Source organism: Desulfitobacterium chlororespirans DSM 11544, from assembly GCF_900143285.1.
Classification (GTDB): Bacteria; Bacillota; Desulfitobacteriia; order Desulfitobacteriales; family Desulfitobacteriaceae; genus Desulfitobacterium; species Desulfitobacterium chlororespirans.
On record NZ_FRDN01000005.1, the window covers coordinates 113,919 to 132,790 of the forward strand.

The window sequence follows — 18,872 nt, forward strand, 5'->3', positions numbered from 1 at the left end:
TGGAAAATATGTCGGAACAATTTGACGCAATCATTGTGGGGGCAGGGGTGGCCGGCTGCACCGCTGCCTATGTTCTGGCCCGGGCGGGGCTGGAAGTGCTGCTGATCGAAAGAGGAAACAAGGCCGGCAGCAAAAACATGACGGGAGGGCGGCTATACAGCCATAGCCTGGAAAAGATCATGCCCGGCTTTGCCAGGGAAGCTCCGGTGGAACGCCAGGTGGTTAAAGAAAAGGTAAGCTTCCTGACAGCGGCAAGCGCGGTAACCCTGGATTACCATTCCCGGCGGCTGGGTGAACAGGGGCAGGATTCCTATACCCTTTTGCGCAGTGAATTCGATCAGTGGCTGGGGCAAAAGGCGGAAGAAGCAGGAGCCGTTATGGCGGAGGGAGTCAGAGTTGATGACCTGATGATTCGGGAAGGCCGGGTCTGCGGTGTAATCGCCGGCGCAGATGAAATCGAAGCCCGTGTGGTTATTTTGGCGGATGGCGTCAATTCCCTGCTGGCTCAAAAAGCAGGGTTAAAAAAGGAGCTTGAGCCCGGGGAGGTGGCTGTAGGAGCCAAAGAAGTGATCGGACTTCCCACCCAGGTCATCGAAGACCGGTTTAACCTGAAGGAAGGTGAAGGAGCATCCTGGCTGTTTGCCGGGGATTGCACCGCCGGGAGGATTGGCGGCGGTTTCATCTATACCAACCGGGACTCCCTTTCTTTAGGAATCGTCTGCAGCCTGGGGGATATCGCCAAGGGAGAAAAAACGATCTGCCAAATGCTGGAGGACTTTAAACAGCATCCGGCTGTCCAGCCTCTGATCAAAGGCGGAAAGCTCCTGGAATATTCGGGGCATCTGGTTCCGGAGGCCGGGTATGGCATGATTCCCCGTCTCTGTGGGGACGGAGTGCTGGTGATCGGTGATGCGGCCGGTTTCGTGATCAATATTGGCTATATGGTCAGGGGCATGGATTTAGCCATCGCCTCCGCTGAAGCGGCTGGCCAGGCGGTTATTGCCGCTCAGGAAAAGGGGGACTTCAGCGCTCAAAGCTTAAGCAGGTATCGGCAGTTGCTGGATGAGAGCTTTGTAATGCGGGATTTGCAGATGTACCGGAAGTTTCCGCACTTTATGGAAAATCAGCGGATTTTTCAGGATTACCCGCAGCTGGCGGACGATATTCTGGCGGAGCTGTTCAGGGTGAGCGGCGATCCTGTTAAACCACTGAGAGCGAAGATCACGGACAATCTGAAAAAAGTTGGTTTCAGGAATGTGCTGAAGGATGTCTGGAGAGGAGTGAAGGCCTTATGAAATCTGTGAGTATTGAAGAAAAACTGGGCGTCAACAAATTCATTCTTGATGAAGGGAATCCTCATATCATAACCGGCAAGGATACGGTGGAGGAGGCCGAGGCGCAAAAGCTGATCAAAGCCTGCCCGGCCGGCCTATACGGGCTTAACTCTGACAACAGCCTGCGTTTTGATTATGCCGGCTGCCTGGAGTGCGGAACCTGCCGGGTTTTAGGCAAGAAGGGCCTGATCAGGGAGTGGAATTATCCCCAGGGTTCCTACGGCGTTGCCTACCGGTACGGCTGAAACCTGAACGAAGAGAACGAGGAGAAAAACCATGAAAGTAAATAAAGTGAAAACAGCTGCGGAAGCAATCCGGGAGATCAGGGATAACTGCAGCATCATGATCGGCGGCTTTATGGGCTGCGGAAGTCCCAAAGGCCTGGTGGAGGAAGTGGTGAAGAGCGGAGCGCAAAACCTGCTGGTGATCAGCAATGATACGGATTTCGAAGGGGTGGGGGTAGGCAAGCTGGTAGCCTCCGGACAAATAAAGAAGCTGATTGCATCCCATATTGGCACCAATCCTCAAACCGGCCGCAAGATGACCGCCGGAGAACTGGAGGTGGAGCTGAACCCCCAGGGAACTCTGGCGGAGCGCATCCGGGCCGGAGGAGCCGGGTTGGGCGGAGTCTTAACGCCCACCGGACTGGGAACGGTGATTGAACAAGGTAAACCCAAGGTCAGTGTGGAAGATAAAACCTATCTGCTGGAAACGCCGCTTAAAGCTGACGTCGCCTTGATCAAGGCCTATAAGGGAGATACCTGGGGCAATCTGATCTTCCGGGGGTCCGCCAGGAATTTCAATCCGGTCATGGCTACGGCGGCGGATTATGTGATCGCCGAAGTGGAAGAGTGTGTGGAAGCGGGCGCAATCCATCCGGAAGAAGTCATGCTGCCGGGGATTTTTATTGATGCGGTGGTCGTGCAGGGAGGAGCAGAAGAATGATGCCAAAAGAATTCATTGCCCGCCGGGTGGCCAGAGAATTTAAAAATAACGATATTATCAATCTGGGCATCGGTCTGCCCACCTTAGCGGTCAACTATATTCCGCCGGAGGTCACGGTGCTGGTGCAGGCAGAACACGGGTTTATCGGGATGGGGGCCAAGCCTCAAGCCGGGCAGGAAGACTGGAACCTAGTGGATGCCGGCGGCCGGCCCACCACGATCATACCCGGCGGCGCTTTTTTTGACAGTTCCGTTTCCTTTGCCATGATCCGGGGCGGGCATATCGATAAAACCGTCCTAGGTGCTTTGCAGGTGGACCGGCAGGGCAATCTGGCCAACTGGATGATTCCCGGCAAGTTGGTGCCGGGGATGGGCGGAGCCATGGATTTGGTGGTTGGCGCCAAGAAGGTCATCATTGCTATGGAACACACCGCCAAAGACGGTCAGCCCAAAATTCTCAATACCTGCACCTTGCCTTTGACAGCCTGCCAGGAGGTGGATCTCATCATCACCAATATGGCGGTCATCGAAGTGACTAAAGAAGGATTGCTCCTGAAGGAAACAGCACCGGGGTTATCTGTGGAGGATGTTCAGCGGGCCACCGAAGCGGAGCTTATCATCAGCCCCGAGCTGAAAGTTATGGAAATCTGAGGTAGGGGAATTCATTAATTTAGATTTTTATCTGTTGAATGGAAAGGATAACAGTATGAAGAGAGAAGTGGTTATTGTCAGCGCAGTACGCACACCGATTGGGTCCTTAAACGGCGCGTTAAGCCAGATGGCTGCCGTGGATTTGGGTGCCCTGGTCATCAGGGAGGCGGTCCAGCGGGCCGGCATCAAGCCGGAGCAGGTGGAGGAAGTGATCATGGGTAATGTGCTGTCTGCAGCTCTTGGCCAGAACCCGGCCCGTCAGGCCTCTATCAAGGCCGGGGTTTCCAAGGAAGCCTCGTCCATGACTATCAATAAAGTCTGTGGCTCCGGGCTGAAGGCTGTGGTTTGTGCCGCTCAGGCCATCCTGGCCGGTGATGCCGGCATTATTGTGGCCGGGGGGATGGAGAGCATGAGCCAGGCGGCTTATGCCCTGCCCAAAGCCCGGTCCGGCTACCGCATGGGCAACGGCATTTTGGTGGACACTATGGTTCATGACGGTTTGACCGATGCCTTTGACCAGGTCCACATGGGTATCACTGCGGAGAATATCGCCGAGCAGTCCGCTATATCCCGCACCATGCAGGATGAATTTTCGGTCAGGAGCCAGAACCGGGCGGAAGCAGCGATCAAAGGGGGCAGATTTGCAGAAGAAATCGTGTCCGTGGCGATTCCCCAGCGCAAAGGCGATCCGATCGTCGTAAGCCAGGATGAATTCCCGCGTTTTGGCGCCAGTCTGGAAACGCTCGCAAGTTTAAAGCCGGCCTTCAAGCAGAACGGAACCGTTACCGCGGGCAATGCTTCAGGCATCAACGACGGCGCGGCGGCATTGGTGCTCATGTCGAAGGAGAAAGCACAAGAGCTTGGCGTGACGCCATTAGCGAAAATAATTGCCTGGGCTTCGGCCGGCGTGGAACCCTCCATTATGGGAACAGGTCCCATTCCAGCCAGCAAGAAAGCGCTGGTCAAGGCCGGCTTAAGCGTTGAGGACCTCGACTTGATCGAAGCCAATGAGGCTTTTGCCTCTCAGGCGCTGGAAGTTTCCCGGCAATTGGGACTGGACCCCGAAAAGACTAATAGTAATGGCGGAGCCATCGCTCTGGGGCACCCGATCGGAGCGTCCGGAGCCAGAATCCTGGTAACCCTTCTACATGAGATGAAGCGCCGTCAGGCCCGACGGGGCTTGGCTACCCTCTGTATCGGCGGCGGGCAGGGGATCGCCGTGGTGGTTGAAAGGTAGAAAGGATGTTGATTCTATGCCAGATGCTGATGGGGATACCTTATTAGCGAGCCATGTCAGTGTCCTGAAAAATCTGAGCGACATGCTGATGTATGACGTCGGCGTATGTGTAAGTAATTTGGATGAAGTTCTTTTTTACAAGCCGGCGCTTACCCTTGATCTAAAAGTAAAACCCGGGGATCGGATCAGATCCGGAAGCGCTTTATTCAGAGCGGTACACGAGAAACGCCGGGTCGTTATACAGATGGATAGTTCTTTATACGGAGTCCCCTATGTGGGCGTGGGAAATCCCATCTTGGATGCCAAGCAAACCGTAATCGGAGCAATCACCATTTCAGAATCAACGGAACGCTATGAAATAATGAAGAAAGCATCGGCACAAATCGGAATTAATATCAGCAGTATTGCCAGCAGTTCGGAAGAAATATCCGCCCAAACCGAAGAAATTGCTTCCACCAGCAGAGTGCTTACCGAAACCTTCAATGGTTTTAAGCAAAACGTAAAAAATACCGATCAGGTGTTGGGTTTAATCAAATCAATCGCCCAGCAAAGCAACCTGCTGGGATTAAATGCAGCCATTGAAGCAGCCCGGGTAGGCGACCAGGGGAGAGGGTTTGGCATTGTCGCCACCGAGATCCGCAAACTGTCAGGCATGACGTCAGATTCCATCGGTAATGTTGAAAAAATCATCCGAACGGTTCAGGAGGACAACACGTTGGTACTTAAAGAGGTTGTGCAAATCGCCAATATGATTGATCAGATTGCGACCGCAATTTCCCAGATTGCCGAGTCAACGCAGCAATTGAGTGTAATGTCCGAAGAATTCAACCATTTGGCCCGGGAACTGAGCGAGATCTGAGAGATTAAGTAAACTTTAAAGTTATGGAGATGACCACGCAAGGGTGCGATTATCTGCCGAGACAGTTTCCGCATTCCCGGCCAAAATGGCAGATAAGTTGGTTCAGATGGGGAAAGTCTAGCCGAATATAGGATGTTAAGTAAAATTAAAAAGTGGAGACATACAATAAGGAAAGACCTTATCCTGCTGCAAAAGAAGGATAAGGTCCCTTTCGTGATTCAGACTGATAAAACTCCTTCCACAAGGCTTTTGCTCAGCCTTTGGACAGCGTTTTCGATCTTTGCGGATTCTAAACCTGAGTAATTGATGATGATCTTATGGGTTTTATGGTCGGGTGTGCCGTGGTAATACTGAGAGACGCAGGAAATACGAACTCCGGACTTTTTGGCGGCATCAATCAACCGGACGTCATCCACCTCCGTGTCCACCTCCATCAAAAAGTGCAACCCTGAGTCCTCTTCCTGAATGGTGATATAGGGGCTTAGCATACTTTGACGGAGGGTCTTCAGGATGGCATCCCGCTGCTTGCGATAATAGGTCCGCATGCGGTTAATATGCTTTTCAAAATACCCTTCAGAAATAAATCTTGCTAAGGTGAACTGTTCGAAGGTAGAGACAGTGCAGGAGTAAAAGCCTAACTGGCTATAAAAACGGTTCACCAGAGGCTTGGGAAGAACCATGTAGCTGATTCGGAAGGTAGGGGCAAGGCTCTTGGAAAAGGTATTGATGTAAATGACCTTCTCCATGACGTCGATGCTTTGCAGGGTAGGAATGGGCTTGCCGAAGAGACGGAACTCGCAGTCATAGTCATCTTCAATGATATAGCGTTCTTTCTCCTGGGCTGCCCAGCTTAACAATTCATAGCGCCGGCTGACCGGCATGACGACTCCGGTGGGGAAGTGATGAGAGGGGGTAATGTGAAGAATATGGGCTCCACAGTCTTTTAAGGACTCCGGGATGACCCCCAAGTCATCCATGGGGATATGACAGCACTTCACATCATTGCTTTCATAGATTTTAGAGAGCCGGGTATAGCCGGGATCCTCCACGGCGTAGGTGAGGTTTCTGCCCAGGAGCTGAATAATAACGCTGTAAAGGTACTGGGTTCCGGCCCCGACGATAATCTGCTCCGGCTCTACCGACAGGCCCCGGAACTGATAAAGATGTTCGGCAATGGCTTGCCTGAGCTTCATGACCCCGCCCACAGACGTGTCGGAAAGCAGGGAAGCCTGGCTTTCCGTATCCATCACATCCCGCAGCAGTTTGGCCCAGATTGAAAAAGGAAAAGAGTCCGGAGCTACGGAATTTTTGACGAAGTCGGCATAATAGGCCGGTTCTTTTTTGGGTTGGAGACCGTCCCGCGATGTTTCCAGAGAAGGCTGGAGGGTTTGCTTTTCCAGGTTAGCCACGAAGTAGCCACGCTTGGGCTGGGTATAAATATAGCCCTCGGCGGCAAGCTGAGCGTAGGCGTTTTCCACAGTGATCACACTGACCCCCAGATTCTTGGCAAAAACCCGTTTGGAGGGGAGTTTTTCATCAGCCTTTAATTTTTTTTGCAGAATATCGGTTTTGATGCAGTGATAGAGGTATTCATACATGCTTTCTGACCCTATGGTTTCAAAGGAATAGGTGAGCATAATTGGCCCCTCTCTTTAAAATTGGTTATATAAATTAATTTCTGATTGAACATTTTAATATATCCAGTTTTGAGTATACTCAATACTATCTTAGATGTAAAGTGAGGGTTTTCAATGGATCGTAAACGATATGAATTGAACAAAGAGCTTGCTCAGATGTTAAAGGGCGGCGTGATTATGGATGTGACCACCCCGGAGCAGGCTAAGATTGCAGAAGCGGCCGGCGCCTGTGCGGTGATGGCTCTGGAGAGGATTCCGGCGGATATCCGGGCGGTCGGCGGGGTTTCCCGCATGAGCGATCCGAAAATGATCAAAGGAATCATGGCAGCTGTCTCGATTCCCGTGATGGCGAAATGCCGCATTGGTCATTTTGTGGAGGCCCAGATTTTGGAGGCTGTGGAAATCGATTATATTGACGAGAGTGAAGTGCTTTCCCCGGCTGATGATGTTTACCACATTGATAAGACCAGATTCAAGGTGCCTTTTGTCTGTGGAGCGAAGGATTTAGGAGAGGCTTTGCGCCGCATCAACGAAGGAGCGGCCATGATTCGCACCAAAGGGGAACCGGGTACCGGAGATATCGTTCAAGCGGTGCGCCATATGCGGATGATCAACCGTCAAATCAACCGCATTGTCGGTATGCGGGAAGACGAGCTCTTCCAAGAAGCGAAAGAACTGCAGGTTCCTTATGATTTAGTGCTTTATGTTCATGAGCATAAACGCCTGCCGGTGGTCAATTTCGCCGCCGGTGGTGTGGCAACTCCCGGGGATGCGGCCCTGATGATGCAGCTGGGGGCTGAAGGAGTCTTTGTCGGCTCCGGCATCTTTAAATCCGGAGATCCGGAAAAAAGAGCCCAAGCCATCGTCAAAGCAGTAACCAATTATCAGGATCCCAAGGTCCTGGCAGAGCTCTCCGAAGATCTGGGTGAAGCTATGGTGGGGATTAATGAGCAGGAAATTGAACTGCTGATGGCAGAGCGGGGCAAGTAAGATGAGGGTAGGCGTACTGGCTGTCCAAGGGGCCTTTATCGAGCATGAGAAGATTCTTGAGAGTCTTGGGGTAGAGTGCCTTGAGCTGCGCAATGGCAAGGATGCCTGCCAGGATGTTGAGGGGCTGATTCTCCCCGGCGGGGAGAGCACCACCCAGGGCAAGCTGCTCAGGGAACTGGATATGTTTGAACCCCTGCGGGAAAAAATCGCGGCGGGCCTTCCCGTTATGGCTACCTGTGCCGGTCTCATTCTCCTGGCGGAGAAGCTTTCCAATGATCCGGCCCGTTACTTTGCCACCTTACCGGTAACGGTCAAGCGCAATGCCTACGGCAGACAATTGGGCAGCTTTTACACCGAGGAGCAGTTCGGGGATTTGGGCAAGGTCCCGATGACCTTTATTCGTGCCCCCTATATTGAGTCCGTAGGGGAGGGCGTGGAGATCCTTGCTAAAGTTAATGGGGATATCGTTGGGGTCCGTTATCGGAATCAAATCGGACTTTCCTTTCACCCGGAATTGAACGAGGACAGGAGAATTCATCAGCTGTTTTTGGACAGCATCAGCGGTGGGAAAAGCTTTCCCTGTACGCAAAAAGCCGTTTAAGAAAGAAGCTGTTTAAAGGTTTTCTTAATATCTCCAGACGATTTGGCACTCCTTTGCGGGAGTGTCATTTTTATATGCAAGACGCAGCGATTCAGAGCGATAATGGGTGGGGCAGACTTTTTCTGTACATACTAAGTCTATGGAGGGGGGCAATGAAGACTTGTTTGGAGCGCTTTATCAGCCCTGCTTTTTGTGCCATAATAACTAAACGATAGAAAGTTTTTACATACTGTGAAAATCAAGGAGCGTTGATCATGCCTACACTACTGACTTTAGAACAGATTCAAGAAGCACAACAAGCTATTCAGCCCTATATTCATCGGACACTTCTGGATCATTCAAGCAATCTAAGCGCCCTGGCCGGGACGGAGATCTACCTTAAGTTGGAAAATATGCAGAAGACCGGTTCCTTTAAAGTTCGGGGCGCTATGAATAAGGCCTTGAAGCTTTCCGAAAAGGAGAAGAAAAAAGGAATCCTGGCTGCTTCTGCCGGCAATCATGCCCAAGGGGTAGCCATGGCGGCGGCCCGTATCGGTATTCCCGCAACGATTGTTATGCCGGAAAATGCCCCCTTAGCCAAAGTGTCTGCTACGGAAGGGTACGGGGCTCAGGTCATTCTGTCCGGAGCGGTTTTTGATGATGCTTATCAGAAGGCAGTAGAGATCCAAAAGGAAACAGGAGCCACGTTTATTCATGCTTTTGATGATCTGGAGGTTATGGCGGGGCAGGGAACCATCGGCTTGGAAGTTTTTGAAGAGCTGCCTGAAGTGGATACAGTTCTTGTCCCCATCGGGGGAGGAGGGCTGATCGCAGGGATTGCGGTGGCTTTGAAATCTCTCAAGCCCTCCGTGCGCCTGATCGGTGTCCAGGCGGCCGGAGCGGCAAGCATGGCTCATGCTCTGAGTATGGGCAGGCCCGAGCCATTAGGGCAGGCCAGCACTTTGGCAGATGGCATTGCTGTGAAAAGGGCAGGGGACCTAACCTTCGCAGCGGTCCGCCATTATGTGGATGAGATGGTGACAGTTGAAGAAGAAGAGATAAGTCAAGCTATTCTCCTGTTGATGGAACGCACCAAGACCCTTGCCGAAGGAGCCGGGGCCGTTGCCGTAGCGGCCGCGCTTCAGGGGAAGCTGGATCTTAAGGATCAGAAAACGGTTCTCATCCTGAGCGGGGGTAATATTGATGTGAATTTTCTGGCCCAGATCATCGAGCGGGGGCTTAGGCGTTCCGGTCGTACCATGGCCTGTCAGCTTCTTTTGCCGGATCAACCCGGCAACTTGGAAAAGGTGATCGAGCTTATAGCTCAGGAAAGGGCCAATATCATCAACATCGAACACTCACGCTATGATTTATCTGTTCCTCTGCGCTCAGCCCGTGTTCATATGCTGCTGGAAACCCAAAGCTTTGAACATCAAAAGCGCATTATCCAGCGTTTAGAAGGTGCCGGATATCCCTTGACCGTTAACTGACAGCAAATTGATGCTTTTGCTGTCAGGGAGGATACGGTAGAATAGCCGTAGGACTTAATTAAAGGAGTACCGGAACTATGTGCGGACGTTTGGTTCTTATTAATCCTATGGATATTCTGGCGCGTTTCCAAGTCCCTGCAGCCAATCTGATCCCGCGCTATAATATGGCGCCTTCACAGGATATTCCGGTCATCATTAACGATGGCTCGAATCATTTGGTGATGTACAGATGGGGGCTTATACCCTACTGGGCTGAAGATATAAGCATAGGCAATACATTGATCAACGCCCGAGGGGAAACTGTGGATGAGAAGCCAAGCTTTAAATACAGTTTGCCGCGGAGGCGTTGTCTGGTTGTGGCGGATGGTTTTTATGAGTGGAAGAGAGAGGGACGCCGTAAGTACCCTTATCGGATTACCTTGAAAAACAATGAGCTCTTTGGCTTAGCCGGTCTATGGGATACATGGAAATCCCCGGACGGGGAAATGCTCCATTCCTGTACGATCATTACCACCACGGCTAATGAGCTGATCCAGCCTTTGCATGATCGGATGCCTGTGATTCTGTCCAGAGAAGCTGAATCTATCTGGTTAGATCCTAATGTGACGGACAGCCGGCTCTTAAAAAGTCTTCTTACCCCTTATCCGGCTGACCAGATGTCTCTTTACGAGGTGACAAGCCGGGTTAACTCCCCAAAATTCGATGATCCGGAGTGTTTGGTTGCAGCTCTGCCCAGATTGTTCTAGGTAATAAATAGCAGGGCTAATTATTTTAAGAAGCGCAATTATTTAGGAAAGCAATGGAGGAGAAATCATGATCAGTTTTAAAAACGACTATAGCGAAGGTGCCCATCCGCAAATTCTGGAGGCCTTGTTGACATCGAATTATGTTCAGGAAAGTGGATATGGCGAAGACAGCTATTCCCAAGCGGCTGCAGAGATTCTCCGTAAAAAACTGGGGAACAATGCAGTGGATATTCACTTTCTGGCTGGAGGCACACAAACCAATCTGATCGCGATTGCCGCTTTTTTAAGGCCTCATGAGGCTGCTATCGCGGCCCATACCGGTCATATTTTTGTCCATGAGACGGGAGCCATCGAGGCCACCGGTCATAAGGTTCTGACAGCCGAGGTGAAGGATGGCAAGTTAACCCCTGCTCACGTCGAGGCAATCCTGAATGTTCATAACGATGAACATATGGTGAAGCCTAAGCTGGTTTATATCTCCAACGCCACGGAAGTAGGAACGATTTACACTAAAAAGGAGCTCCGGCTCCTCAGTGAATTTTGCCGGGAGAAGAAGCTCTATCTCTTTATGGATGGAGCAAGACTCGGTTCAGCTTTGTGCGCTGCCGGAAATGATCTGACTTTATCCGAATTGCCCGATTTACTGGATGCCTTTTATATCGGCGGGACAAAAAACGGGGCACTGCTGGGCGAAGCCTTGGTGCTGTGCAATGAGGAATTAAAACAGGATTTTCGCTACCATATGAAGCAAAAAGGAGCTCTTCTGGCCAAAGGAAGAGTCCTGGGGATTCAATTCCTGGAGCTTTTCCGGGATAATTTATACTTTGACTTGGCGGCCCACGCCAATAGTATGGCGTATAAGCTGCGGGATGGTTTAAAAGAAGCAGGGGTTAGTTTTCTTTCGGAGTCGCCTTCCAATCAAATTTTCCCCATTTTCGCCAACGAAGTGGTGCAAGAGTTGAAAGAGAGCTGTCATTTTGAAATTTGGGGCAAAGTAGATGAGAGCCACACTGCAATTCGTTTGGTGGCATCCTGGGCGACAGGAGAAGAAGCGGTGGCTGCCTTTGTCAAGGATATTCGTCGGATCCTTCAACCCTAATAGCTTGGCTGGAAAGTGAGTGCGCTATGGAAAAACTGCAGGATATTGATGGTATTATTTTCGATTTGGACGGAACCTTATGGGATGCCACTGAGCCGGTGCGGGTGTCCTGGAACAAGGCCTTAAAAGAATATGGCCGTGAGCAGAGGCTGTCCACAGTTGAACTGTCCATCGACCAAATCAAAGGAGTGATGGGACTTCAGATTCCCGAGATCGGGAGGAAGCTCTTCCCTTCTTTTTCAGAAGAGACTCGGAATAAAATCATGGAGCGGGGCGGTGAGATCGAATGCGAGTATTTGAAGAAGCAGGGGGGGATTTTGTATCCTCATGTGGAGAAGACGTTGGCGACTCTTGCCCAAAGGCATAAGCTTTTTATTGTCAGCAATTGCCAGGTGGGTTATATTGAGACCTTCTTCTTCGCTCATCAACTGGAGAAGTATTTTACGGATTATGAAAATCCGGGCCGAACAGGTCTGACTAAGGGTGAAAACATTCAGCTGATCATGAGGCGCAATCATCTGAAAAATCCGGTTTACGTGGGGGATACCCTGGGAGATGCCAAGGCGGCTCAAGTGGCTGGGGTTCCCTTTATCTATGCAAGCTATGGCTTTGGCTGTGTGGAAAATTATACTGAAGCCATGGATAGCTTTGAACAATTGCTGGGAATTTTAAGCTGATTATTATCGTTATAATTTTTAATAAACTTTTTTCATTTTCCCTCTTTACATTGACGTTGCGTTAAGGTGTATTCTTAATTTCGTCAGGAGGTGATCACATGGAATACACAGTGCAGAAATTGGCCCATTTAGCAGGAATCAGCTCGCGAACCCTCAGATACTATGATGAGATCGGGATTCTTAAGCCGGCCAGAATCTCTTCCTCAGGGTATCGAATCTATGGACAACAAGAAGTTGACCGCTTGCAGCAAATTTTATTCTATAGGGAGTTGGGGATGGGCTTGGAGGGTATTAAAGATATGGTAACCTCTCCTGATTTTGATGGAGCAAAGGCACTGCGGGAACATCGTGAGAAGCTTCTGGAAAAAAGAGAGCAATTGGAGCAGCTCATTGCCAATGTTGAAAAAACCATTGCTCAAAAAGAAGGGAGAATCACTATGTCCGACAAAGAAAAGTTTGAAGGATTTAAACGCAAGATGATTAAGGAGAATGAAGCCAAATACGGTGAGGAAATCCGGGAAAAATACGGTGAAGAGACCGTCGAGGAATCCAACCGGAAGCTTATGAACATGACCCAGGAACAGTATGATGAGTTCACCAAGCTTGGGGAAGAGGTACTGGCCACCCTTAGTGAAGCCTTCAAAACCGGGGATCCTGCCGGGGAGCTGGCTCAAAAAACTGCCGATCTTCACCGCCAATGGCTCACCTACTCCTGGCCCAGCTACTCTAAGGAGGCTCATGCCGGACTGGCTCAGATGTATGTGGATGATCCGAGATTTACGGCCTATTATGATGAGAAACAGCCGGGAGCCGCGGAATTCCTTAGGGATGCAGTCTTCATCTATACCGGGATGAAGAAGTAAAGGAGAGGAATACACTATATAAGAAATGCTAAAGGCACTCGTTTAGAGTGCCTTTGCTAATTTTCTTTGTATGGTTTCTATAGTTCGGGCATGCCGCCCGATTATTGCGTCAAAGGATTGATTATCTTCCTGAATTTCACCTAGGGTAGAGGATATAGATTTAACCGCTGATTCGATGGTGCTTGATCGGGTATCTAAACAGTGAGTATTTCCTGATGTTCCTGTTGGTTTTGCTCATAATGACTTTGTTGAACTTCAGCGATGATTTGGATATCTTTCCGGGTGCTTTCCAATAAGAGCGTATTATTAGCCACCTGAGTCTGCAGGGCTGAGATATCACCTTTCATGGAGCCGACATTTTTTGTAAGGCCGAGATGTCGCCTTTCATGGAGCCGACATCTTGTTGCAGGGCCGAGATGTTGTCTTTCATAGAGCTGACATCTTGTTGCAAGGAACCGACGTCTTTTTGCAGAATTGAGATATCGCTCTTCATGGAGCTGACATCCTTCTGCAGTAAATCAATATTTTCACTCATCGCTGTCTGGCCATGAAGTATCTTATTAAGGATTTCGCGCATCTCCTGATCCACTCGATCACCACCTTACCAATAATATAACATATTTTGGATGATATTCAATAGGAAAATGTCACAAAAGTAGACAAAAATACACCTCCGGAAATACACTGAATTGACATCGGGGTAGAGCGACTTTATAATATAAAAGGAAGTCTGCAACAGACTCATTCCAATGAAAGGTAAGGTATCTGCAGAAAATGCGCAAATAATTCACTTAACAAGGAAAATATGCTTTGAGAAAAGTCGTGGCAACGGCTTTGCAACCTATGCATTTTTGACTGTGAGTGGATAGTGATTATTCTCTGTGGATAGCTTTTCATACGACTGCACCTTACTATATATTCTGAAGTGCCTTATGACCGAAAAGGGGCTTAAGACATGGGTAGAAGTATGGTTTATTGCGTTGTAATCTGAAATGACACTATCCTCTCCGGTAACACTAGGAGGGGTTTTTTATTTTATTAGTTGAATGCAGCAATGTAAAAAAATACTTTGGAGACCGGCTGATCCTTGATATTAAGAAATTAAGCTTTTACTCTGAAGATAGAATCGGAATCGTGGGTATCAATGGAGTGGGTAAAACCACCTTGCTCAACCTTCTCAGCCAGAAGCTAGCACCTGATGAAGGATGGGTGAAAGTCTATGGCCAATCCTCGACGATTTCTCAGCTGGAGCCGCCTGAGCATGAAGAGATCAGTCAGGAAATGGCGTCGAAATTTAACATCCCCATAACCTACAGCGAGAGTATGAGCGGTGGGGAAAAGACCCGCTTTAAGCTGGCCGCTTGCCTAGGTCAAAACAGTGCCATGATCTTTGCTGATGAACCCACCAGCAATATGGATCTGGAGGGAATCGAACTGATTGAGCACTATTTTGCGAAGTATTCCGGCGGATTATTCCTGATTTCTCATGATCGTACTCTCCTTGACAGTTTATGCACTAAGATTCTGGAACTGGAAGATGGGCGGCTTAAGATTTACCCGGGCAATTACAGCAGCTATAGTGAGCAAAAGGCCAGGGAAAGAGAAAGAGCCCAGTTTGAATATGAGCAATACGTTTCCGAAAAAAAGCGGCTGGAGAAAGTCGTGATTGAGAGCGCTGAAAAATCAAAATCGGTGCGTAAAACTCCCCGGAGAATGGGAAATTCCGAGGCCAGGCTCCATAAGATGGGGAATCAAAAAGCCAAGGCTAATCTTGACCGGGCCAAAAAAAGTGTGGAGACGAGAATTGAGCAGCTGGAAGTTAAGGAAAAACCTAAGCAAACCGCGAAGATCAAGTTGGATATCGCTGATGCCCAGAAGCTGCATAGTAAGGTTATTATGGAAGGGAAGGGGCTCAACAAAGCCTTTGCCGGTAAAGTCATCTTCGAAAATGCGGAATTCTGTATTGAGAATGAGGTCAAGGTGGCTTTGATTGGGCCTAATGGCTGCGGAAAGAGTACCCTGCTTAAAATGATCATCAACCGGGAAGATTCCATAAAGGTTGCTCCCAGTGCCAGAATCGGCTACTTTAGTCAGGATTTAAAGATACTGGAGGAGGAGGCCAGTATATTAACCAATGTAATGGAAGAAAGCCTCTATGAGGAGAGCTTTGCAAGGCAATTGCTGGCCCGGCTGCTTTTTAAAGGGGATGCAGTCTATAAGAAAGTGAACGTGCTGAGCGGAGGCGAGCGGGTAAAGGCCTCCTTTGCCAAGATTCTCTGTCAGGACTTTAACCTATTAATCCTTGATGAACCGACTAATTATCTTGATATCCATTCTCTGGAGGTCATCGAGGATGCCCTGCAAAACTATGAACGCTCCCTGTTGTTTGTTTCCCACGATCGCCGCTTCATTAGCTCTGTGGCCAATAAGATTATGACTATTGAGAATCACAAGATCAAAATTTTCAAAGGGAGTTATGAAGAATACCTGGTCCAGCAAAACAAAAATATCGACAGGACAAAAGAGGAGATCGAGAAAGAAATTTTTGTCCTGCAGAATCGTTTGACGGAAGTAGTCGGTAGAATTTCCATGCCAGGAAAAAAGGATAATGTTGAAGATCTTGATAAAGAATATTATGCTATTTTAACTGAAGTAAAGCGGCTCAAAAAGATGTTGGAGCTATAGAAGTTATTTAAGTTAGGGCAAAGGCGGGTTTTGCCCTAACTTTTCTAAATTTCTTAATTATTTTTCTTAACAATTTTAATAAAATTATTTAAAATATGAGTAGGTAGTCATGGAGAGAGGAGGTTCGAAACGTAGCATATGGCAGCCGTGATGAAAAATTGAGGTGACAAAGATGGATTATAAGGTTCCTCATCAATGTCCGATCTGTAAGCATGAGATGCACGTGACCAAATTGTTTTGTACCCATTGTTCTACCACTCTCGAAGGAGAATTTCACACCTGTAAATTTTGCAAGTTACCTGATGATCAGCTTCTCTTTGTGGAAACTTTTCTTAAATGCCGGGGAAATATCAAAGAAGTTGAAAAGGAATTAGGAATCTCATACCCGACTGTACGAAGCCGTCTCGACAGTGTAATACAGTCCTTGAGCAATGAAAGGAAAGAGTGACGCGGCCAGTCATTCAGCCCATCGCTTGACAGACCCCGAGTTATCGGGGTCTGTTTATTTTTGCACTATCCGAAAGTATAAACGTGCGCACGATACTTTCTAAGCATAAGGGGAACCAACGACTTCGCCTCACTGGGAATAGGGGGGAGGGGGTTTGTTGACAAAAGGTAGTGTGGCAGCTATGCTTATTTAGTAATTTACTAAATTACTAAATAAGCATAGCCCGATATAGGGTAGACATGGTCAAACATTATTTTGGTGATGGAGGTTTTTAATCATGAACATACCAACCAGTTTAAAGCACAAACCGGTGATCATATCTGACAACTATGAAAACGTGGATGGCCGGTATGCCTATCAGTCTGATGCCAAAGGCCTTTCTTTAGGATTAGCTCAGTGGAATGATCGGGGTAAAGTAGATATTTCCGCTAAAGTATGGAGATATACCGGAGAAAAGTGGTCCAGACAATCGGAAGAACTGCCGCTTCATCGGGTTCTTGATTTAGCGATTCTGGTTTGCCGGACCAAGCTTCATTTCAGAGAAGCTTATCGTTATGATAATTTCTATGACCCGGAAAAACCGGTTATTGACAGAATTGGCCTGCAGGGTGATGCTATGACGGTGGCTGTCTGTACTGATAATGAGAAAATTAATGAAGATATCAAGTTGTTTAATCAAGCGCTCTGTAATGATGATGAGCTCTTAGGAGAGCGTTTGCGGACTCTTTCAGCAATTCTTAAGGAGATGGGGTATTAAGTCATGGATAGAAAAAAGGAACTCAAAGAGCAATATAAGCAGATGAGACCTGATATGGGGATCGTAGGGATTCGCTCCGGGAAAGAGGCATGGTATTATATCGAGGGAACCCGAAATCTGCGGGCGACCCTTAATGGCATCCGGTTTAAGCTGGAGACAGGCTTCTTTCCTTGTCGGGAGCTGATGAAGAAATGGCAGGAACAAGGGGAAGAGAATTTTACCTTTGAAGTTCTTGAACAGCTTGAATATGATAAGGATGAGACCAAGAGCGATTACACCGATGACCTTGCCCTCTTATTGATGGAGTGGGAAGAAAAATTATTGGACCAAGGGTTCACGGTAGCCAAGCGGTAAACTATACATGAATAAGGAAAATAGGTTTACAATAAGATTAAGAATAGCTTGGCTATATCAGATAGCAATCGCGCTAAAGGCCAGGCTTTCAAAATAGTGTGAAAAGGTAAGAGGTAACATGGGCAAAAGAACGATAGCAATATTCGTAATCATTATTGCCGCTTTGGTTTTAGGATTTCTCTTTTTATCCCATAGGTTGAATCCCCAGGAGGGTAACTTTCCCATACCAGGTCAACAAGATCAGCAGGGGAACAATAATCCGGCTGAGCCCCAAGAAAAGCCCCCTGAGATTGACCCCCTGCAGGAACGGATCCAAGCTATGACCTTAGAAGAGAAAGTCGGGCAGCTGGTGATGGTGGGAGTGGACGGATATGAAATAAACGCTAATGCTCAGCAGTTGATTCAAAATTATCATGTGGGCGGATTTGTTCTCTTAAAGAAAAATGTCAGGGACAGCGGGCAGATGTTAAAACTAATCAACACCTTGAAAGGGACCAATGGAGTCAATAAAATTCCCTTATTCTTGGCCCTTGATGAAGAGGGGGGCAGGATATCCAGGATGCCTGCTGAATTCAAGAAGATGCCTTCCAGTCAGCAGGTCGGAGCCCAGAATAGTGGTACATTAGGGAAGAAGATGGGAGAAATCCTGGGCCGGGAAGTCAAGGAATTTGGGATGAATGTGAATTTCGCTCCGGTTCTCGATATTTTCAGCAACCCCAAGAATAAGGTGATCGGTGATCGGGCTTTTGGCAGCAACCCTGAGCTTGTCAGCAAAGTGGGCATACAAGCTATGGGGGGAATCCAGGAGCAGGGTATTATCTCTGTGGTTAAACATTTTCCCGGCCATGGGGATACTGCGGTGGATTCCCATGTGGGATTGCCCCGAGTTGATTATGACCTGGAACGATTAAGGAATTTTGAGCTGAGGCCATTTGCAGAAGCCATTGCCAATGATGTGGATGCTATTATGCTGGCTCACATCTTGCTGCCGAAGCTTGACCCGGATTATCCGGCATCCTTTTCAGAAGTTCTTATCCGTGATATCCTGCGTAAAGAGATGAACTATAACGGGGTCGTGATTACGGATGATCTGACCATGGGGGCTATTGTGGAGAATTATAATATCGGTGAAGCCGCGGTGAAATCCATCCTGGCCGGCAGCGATATTGTCCTGGTCTGCCATGATTTCGCTAAAGAAGAGGCTGTACTCAAGGCCCTCCTTAATGCTGCCCAGGCAGGTGAAATTCCGGCAGACCGGATCGATGAAAGTGTCTATCGTGTCTTAAAGCTGAAAGAGAAGTATGCTCTGACCGACCGGCAGAAAGAGTCGGTGGATGTGCAAGGTATCAATGCTGAAATTGAGCAGCTTTATAAGGATTATCCCGCTTTAAAAGGATAGTGTAGAACAATTCTTAAGCTCATAAAGGCCATAAAACCATAAGAGTTATAAGAACCATAAAGGGAGCAAGCCTTGCACATAGCCAAGGCTTGCTCCCTTTATGGTTTTCATAGACTACAGCT

Annotated in this window: 21 protein-coding genes; 18 read left to right on the plus strand and 3 right to left on the minus strand. The window is 48.5% G+C overall.

Annotation, left to right across the window (positions count from 1 at the left end; all coding sequences use genetic code 11):
* Positions 1-8 precede the first annotated feature (8 nt).
* From BUA14_RS06420 to BUA14_RS06445, 6 genes are read left to right on the plus strand one after another with little or no spacing between them, the layout of a single operon-like run.
* Complete coding sequence (locus BUA14_RS06420) at positions 9-1,295, plus strand: FAD-dependent oxidoreductase (protein ID WP_072771845.1); 1,287 nt, start codon at positions 9-11, stop codon at positions 1,293-1,295.
* Positions 1,292-1,579, plus strand: a complete 288-nt coding sequence (locus tag BUA14_RS06425; protein WP_072771846.1) for a ferredoxin family protein — start codon at positions 1,292-1,294, stop codon at positions 1,577-1,579. Before BUA14_RS06420 ends, BUA14_RS06425 begins: the two co-directional genes overlap by 4 nt.
* Positions 1,580-1,610: 31 nt before the next feature.
* On the plus strand, positions 1,611-2,279 hold the full coding sequence (locus tag BUA14_RS06430) for a CoA transferase subunit A (RefSeq protein WP_072771847.1): 669 nt from the start codon (positions 1,611-1,613) through the stop codon (positions 2,277-2,279).
* Complete coding sequence (locus tag BUA14_RS06435; RefSeq protein ID WP_178371643.1) at positions 2,276-2,929, plus strand: 3-oxoacid CoA-transferase subunit B; 654 nt, start codon at positions 2,276-2,278, stop codon at positions 2,927-2,929. The genes BUA14_RS06430 and BUA14_RS06435 overlap by 4 nt, the downstream gene beginning before the upstream one ends.
* 55 nt (positions 2,930-2,984) lie before the next feature.
* A complete protein-coding gene (locus BUA14_RS06440; protein WP_072771848.1) occupies positions 2,985-4,166 on the plus strand; it encodes an acetyl-CoA C-acetyltransferase in 1,182 nt (393 codons plus the stop codon).
* A gap of 16 nt (positions 4,167-4,182) precedes the next feature.
* Positions 4,183-5,025 carry a methyl-accepting chemotaxis protein gene (locus tag BUA14_RS06445; RefSeq protein WP_072771849.1) on the plus strand — a complete coding sequence of 281 codons (843 nt, stop codon included), beginning with the start codon at positions 4,183-4,185 and terminating at the stop codon, positions 5,023-5,025.
* A 218-nt stretch (positions 5,026-5,243) separates the two neighbouring features.
* On the opposite strand, the gene pdxR is transcribed toward BUA14_RS06445, so the two are convergent.
* Positions 5,244-6,662 (minus strand): MocR-like pyridoxine biosynthesis transcription factor PdxR, encoded by a 1,419-nt coding sequence (gene pdxR / locus BUA14_RS06450; protein WP_072771850.1) that lies wholly within the window; start codon positions 6,660-6,662, stop codon positions 5,244-5,246.
* A gap of 114 nt (positions 6,663-6,776) precedes the next feature.
* Here pdxR and pdxS point away from each other — a divergent pair, with 114 nt between their 5' ends.
* The 7 genes from pdxS to BUA14_RS06485 all read left to right on the plus strand — a co-directional run bounded on the left by pdxS (position 6,777) and on the right by BUA14_RS06485 (position 13,107).
* Positions 6,777-7,652: a pyridoxal 5'-phosphate synthase lyase subunit PdxS gene (pdxS, locus tag BUA14_RS06455; RefSeq protein WP_072771851.1), complete on the plus strand. Its 876-nt coding sequence runs from the start codon at positions 6,777-6,779 to the stop codon at positions 7,650-7,652.
* Position 7,653: 1 nt separating this feature from the next.
* Positions 7,654-8,253, plus strand: a complete 600-nt coding sequence (gene pdxT / locus BUA14_RS06460) for a pyridoxal 5'-phosphate synthase glutaminase subunit PdxT (protein WP_072771852.1) — start codon at positions 7,654-7,656, stop codon at positions 8,251-8,253.
* Positions 8,254-8,507: 254 nt separating this feature from the next.
* Complete coding sequence (ilvA, locus tag BUA14_RS06465; RefSeq protein ID WP_072771853.1) at positions 8,508-9,722, plus strand: threonine ammonia-lyase; 1,215 nt, start codon at positions 8,508-8,510, stop codon at positions 9,720-9,722.
* 77 nt (positions 9,723-9,799) lie between these two features.
* A complete protein-coding gene (locus tag BUA14_RS06470) occupies positions 9,800-10,468 on the plus strand; it encodes an SOS response-associated peptidase (protein WP_072771854.1) in 669 nt (222 codons plus the stop codon).
* Positions 10,469-10,535: 67 nt separating this feature from the next.
* Positions 10,536-11,567: a threonine aldolase family protein gene (locus tag BUA14_RS06475; RefSeq protein ID WP_072771855.1), complete on the plus strand. Its 1,032-nt coding sequence runs from the start codon at positions 10,536-10,538 to the stop codon at positions 11,565-11,567.
* Positions 11,567-12,244 carry an HAD family hydrolase gene (locus tag BUA14_RS06480; protein WP_178371651.1) on the plus strand — a complete coding sequence of 226 codons (678 nt, stop codon included), beginning with the start codon at positions 11,567-11,569 and terminating at the stop codon, positions 12,242-12,244. The genes BUA14_RS06475 and BUA14_RS06480 overlap by 1 nt, the downstream gene beginning before the upstream one ends.
* A gap of 98 nt (positions 12,245-12,342) precedes the next feature.
* Positions 12,343-13,107 carry a MerR family transcriptional regulator gene (locus BUA14_RS06485; RefSeq protein ID WP_072771857.1) on the plus strand — a complete coding sequence of 255 codons (765 nt, stop codon included), beginning with the start codon at positions 12,343-12,345 and terminating at the stop codon, positions 13,105-13,107.
* Between the two features lie 194 nt (positions 13,108-13,301).
* Here BUA14_RS06485 and BUA14_RS28450 read toward each other — a convergent pair whose 3' ends face one another.
* Both BUA14_RS28450 and BUA14_RS28455 read right to left on the minus strand, forming a co-directional pair.
* The gene (locus tag BUA14_RS28450; protein ID WP_242954581.1) at positions 13,302-13,454 is read right to left on the minus strand and encodes a hypothetical protein; all 153 of its coding nucleotides are present in this window, start codon (positions 13,452-13,454) and stop codon (positions 13,302-13,304) included.
* The gene (locus tag BUA14_RS28455; RefSeq protein ID WP_242954582.1) at positions 13,451-13,696 is read right to left on the minus strand and encodes a hypothetical protein; all 246 of its coding nucleotides are present in this window, start codon (positions 13,694-13,696) and stop codon (positions 13,451-13,453) included. The genes BUA14_RS28450 and BUA14_RS28455 overlap by 4 nt, the downstream gene beginning before the upstream one ends.
* Before the next feature lie 443 nt (positions 13,697-14,139).
* Here BUA14_RS28455 and abc-f point away from each other — a divergent pair, with 443 nt between their 5' ends.
* The 5 genes from abc-f (at position 14,140) to nagZ (ending at position 18,750) form a co-directional block, all read left to right on the plus strand.
* A complete protein-coding gene (gene abc-f, locus BUA14_RS06495; protein WP_072771858.1) occupies positions 14,140-15,792 on the plus strand; it encodes a ribosomal protection-like ABC-F family protein in 1,653 nt (550 codons plus the stop codon).
* 172 nt (positions 15,793-15,964) lie between these two features.
* A complete protein-coding gene (locus BUA14_RS06500; protein WP_015943188.1) occupies positions 15,965-16,240 on the plus strand; it encodes a DUF2089 domain-containing protein in 276 nt (91 codons plus the stop codon).
* A gap of 277 nt (positions 16,241-16,517) precedes the next feature.
* Complete coding sequence (locus BUA14_RS06505) at positions 16,518-16,997, plus strand: DUF6530 family protein (protein WP_072771859.1); 480 nt, start codon at positions 16,518-16,520, stop codon at positions 16,995-16,997.
* Positions 16,998-17,000: 3 nt separating this feature from the next.
* Positions 17,001-17,351, plus strand: a complete 351-nt coding sequence (locus tag BUA14_RS06510; RefSeq protein WP_072771860.1) for a GIY-YIG nuclease family protein — start codon at positions 17,001-17,003, stop codon at positions 17,349-17,351.
* A 118-nt stretch (positions 17,352-17,469) separates the two neighbouring features.
* Positions 17,470-18,750 carry a beta-N-acetylhexosaminidase gene (gene nagZ, locus BUA14_RS06515; RefSeq protein WP_072771861.1) on the plus strand — a complete coding sequence of 427 codons (1,281 nt, stop codon included), beginning with the start codon at positions 17,470-17,472 and terminating at the stop codon, positions 18,748-18,750.
* Positions 18,751-18,872: the final 122 nt, after the last annotated feature.

Excerpts from the sequence above, each read along its gene's own strand:
- BUA14_RS06420 (WP_072771845.1), top strand. The coding sequence starts at position 9 with ATGTCGGAACAATTTGACGCAATCATTGTGGGGGCAGGGGTGGCCGGC.
- BUA14_RS06425 (WP_072771846.1), top strand. The coding sequence starts at position 1,292 with ATGAAATCTGTGAGTATTGAAGAAAAACTGGGCGTCAACAAATTCATT.
- BUA14_RS06430 (WP_072771847.1), top strand. The coding sequence starts at position 1,611 with ATGAAAGTAAATAAAGTGAAAACAGCTGCGGAAGCAATCCGGGAGATC.
- BUA14_RS06435 (WP_178371643.1), top strand. The coding sequence starts at position 2,276 with ATGATGCCAAAAGAATTCATTGCCCGCCGGGTGGCCAGAGAATTTAAA.
- BUA14_RS06440 (WP_072771848.1), top strand. The coding sequence starts at position 2,985 with ATGAAGAGAGAAGTGGTTATTGTCAGCGCAGTACGCACACCGATTGGG.
- BUA14_RS06445 (WP_072771849.1), top strand. The coding sequence starts at position 4,183 with ATGCCAGATGCTGATGGGGATACCTTATTAGCGAGCCATGTCAGTGTC.
- pdxR (WP_072771850.1), bottom strand. The coding sequence starts at position 6,662 with ATGCTCACCTATTCCTTTGAAACCATAGGGTCAGAAAGCATGTATGAA.
- pdxS (WP_072771851.1), top strand. The coding sequence starts at position 6,777 with ATGGATCGTAAACGATATGAATTGAACAAAGAGCTTGCTCAGATGTTA.
- pdxT (WP_072771852.1), top strand. The coding sequence starts at position 7,654 with ATGAGGGTAGGCGTACTGGCTGTCCAAGGGGCCTTTATCGAGCATGAG.
- ilvA (WP_072771853.1), top strand. The coding sequence starts at position 8,508 with ATGCCTACACTACTGACTTTAGAACAGATTCAAGAAGCACAACAAGCT.
- BUA14_RS06470 (WP_072771854.1), top strand. The coding sequence starts at position 9,800 with ATGTGCGGACGTTTGGTTCTTATTAATCCTATGGATATTCTGGCGCGT.
- BUA14_RS06475 (WP_072771855.1), top strand. The coding sequence starts at position 10,536 with ATGATCAGTTTTAAAAACGACTATAGCGAAGGTGCCCATCCGCAAATT.
- BUA14_RS06485 (WP_072771857.1), top strand. The coding sequence starts at position 12,343 with ATGGAATACACAGTGCAGAAATTGGCCCATTTAGCAGGAATCAGCTCG.
- BUA14_RS28450 (WP_242954581.1), bottom strand. The coding sequence starts at position 13,454 with ATGAAAGGTGATATCTCAGCCCTGCAGACTCAGGTGGCTAATAATACG.
- BUA14_RS06500 (WP_015943188.1), top strand. The coding sequence starts at position 15,965 with ATGGATTATAAGGTTCCTCATCAATGTCCGATCTGTAAGCATGAGATG.
- BUA14_RS06505 (WP_072771859.1), top strand. The coding sequence starts at position 16,518 with ATGAACATACCAACCAGTTTAAAGCACAAACCGGTGATCATATCTGAC.
- BUA14_RS06510 (WP_072771860.1), top strand. The coding sequence starts at position 17,001 with ATGGATAGAAAAAAGGAACTCAAAGAGCAATATAAGCAGATGAGACCT.
- nagZ (WP_072771861.1), top strand. The coding sequence starts at position 17,470 with ATGGGCAAAAGAACGATAGCAATATTCGTAATCATTATTGCCGCTTTG.